Genomic DNA, 1,972 nt, shown 5'->3' with positions numbered 1-1,972 from the left:
GAAATCGGCCACATCTGGGGAATTCCAGCAGGCACACTTTCCGCCCGCAAGGTCAAGTTCTTGGCTCAGTATCTCATGGCAATCAAGACCAAATGTGCAGGGTCAGAACCTCACACAGGTGGGGATATGGTTCCTTCCCCTGATCTTTGGAAAGAGACTATGCAGGTACTTTCCCAGCGTCCCATTGAACGCTCGATTCCGACCTACGATGGGCTCGAGCGGACCGAGTCCGCGTTGATCGACAAGCTCACGGCCTATGCGGTCCTTGCCATACCCGAAGCCACCGAAACGAAGTTTTGGAACTCGCTCGTCTATGGCGCCAGTTCAAATGCGATGCATGCTGAAACAACCAGGACGTTGTTTGGACTCCAGCGACTGGTCGCAATTCAAAAGGAGGTCGATATCACTCACGAGGCATTGGACGAAGTATTGCTCACGCGATCGAGACCGACGCCCAAGGAGTCCGAGCCTCCTTCACGAGAGCATGAGGCCGGCCAGGGTGAACTGACTGACTTGCAGCAGCAGATTCTCCACAACTTTATCGGAGAAGACGTTAGCGGAAGAGGCTCCGACAAGTGGTGAACTTTCAATCTTGCCAATCACCGGCAGTTCGGTATAATCACTCTCGATGATGACCAGACAATCTGCCATCCGATCCCGACTTTTCGCTTCAGCGGTGGTCTGCCTTCTGCTCTTGCCCATCTGTCCGTTGCTGCCTGAATCTCTCGGCACTGCCCCGGCAGCGGCCGCCAGCCTGATTGAGATCGCGGAGCTCCTGGCACATCCGGAACAATACGATCGTCAAGACGTCATGGTCACCGGAAAGGTGCTGAATGTACAGCTGGCCACGAATCGTCAAGGACAACCTGCCTATGGTTTTCTACTCCAGGACCAGGCGGGCACACTGAAGGTTGTCAGTCTTGGACGGCTGGAAGTCCATGAAGGCGATCAGGTGATCGTGGAAGGTATCTTTAGCCGCCTACGTCAAGTGGGTCGTACGGTCGTTTATAATGAGATCAAGGCGCTCTCTGTCAAACCTCTGTCTCGTCTTAATCCGGATCTTGTCGGCTGAATACTCAAGTTTTTTGACCCTGCGTTAATGCTTTGAACTAGCTACCTGCTGCTACTCCCCTCAGTGAGGCAGCTTAAGAATCCATGTCAAAAGCCTGTCAGTTGTGCGATCAGGAAGCACTCTTGCCATTAGAGCGCGGAGTTTGGCATCGGTTCCAACCAGATATCTCGTCTTGGGCGATGGTGCGGTCAAGGCTGCTTCCACCACCTTCGCCACGGCGTCAGAGGAAATCGCTCGTTTCGATGCTTCTCCGACGACCCTCCTTACGGCGGCCACAACAGGCTTATAGAGAGTTCGAAGTTCTGTCTCTATGGCTGCCTCCCTCTCTGCAGCATCGATAGCTGACTTGTTCCAGATAGGCGTGGCAATGGCACCCGGCTCGATGATCGACACGTGAATTCCCCATTGCTGGACTTCCAAGCGTAGAGCATCCGTGATCGCTTCAAGCGCAAATTTCGATGCCGAATAGGGCCCCATAAGCGGCATCGTTGAAAGACCGGCAATAGAACCCATGTTAATGATTCGGCCCCGCGCCTGCCTAATTAATGGCAGAAACATTTGAGTGACCGCGACTTGTCCGATGACGTTCACTTCGAGCTGTTGACGGAAATCTGGAATCGGTACAGCTTCAACAGGCCCGACGACTGCGATGCCAGCATTGTTAATCAGACCAAACAATCCGTTTGTTCTGACTGATTCAGAAACTACTATGTGAGCTTGTTCAATAGTCGCAAGGTCTGTCACATCGAGCTCAAGTGGTATCAGTCGGCCTGAGCCCGCCCTCTGAAGGGCTATTCCGTCTTCCGCTTTCCGAACCCCTGCAAAGACTGTGAAACCCAATCGATCAAGATGGATCGCACAAGCCGCTCCGATTCCCGTTGAAGCTCCCGTGATGACCAC

3 protein-coding genes are annotated in these 1,972 nt (G+C 53.4%); 2 read left to right on the top strand and 1 reads right to left on the bottom strand.

All coding sequences use genetic code 11. The annotated features are described in order from the left end of the window. Window positions 1-582: hypothetical protein (locus tag ACOSYY_RS12110; RefSeq protein WP_421662653.1), on the top strand; the 582-nt coding region annotated here is incomplete at its 5' end. Between the two features lie 46 nt (window positions 583-628). After that, window positions 629-1,072, top strand: a complete 444-nt coding sequence (locus tag ACOSYY_RS12105) for a hypothetical protein (protein WP_421662652.1) — start codon at window positions 629-631, stop codon at window positions 1,070-1,072. A 60-nt stretch (window positions 1,073-1,132) separates the two neighbouring features. Here the strand turns inward: ACOSYY_RS12105 and ACOSYY_RS12100 are convergent. Further along, a partial coding sequence (locus ACOSYY_RS12100; RefSeq protein ID WP_421662650.1) for an SDR family oxidoreductase occupies window positions 1,133-1,972 on the bottom strand: 840 nt, incomplete at its 5' end.

Source organism: Nitrospira sp. BLG_2, from assembly GCF_049222245.1.
This window is presented reverse-complemented; position numbering and strand designations above follow the sequence as displayed.

Coding starts and splice junctions, on each gene's coding strand:
- ACOSYY_RS12105 (WP_421662652.1), top strand. CDS start 629: ATGATGACCAGACAATCTGCCATCCGATCCCGACTTTTCGCTTCAGCG.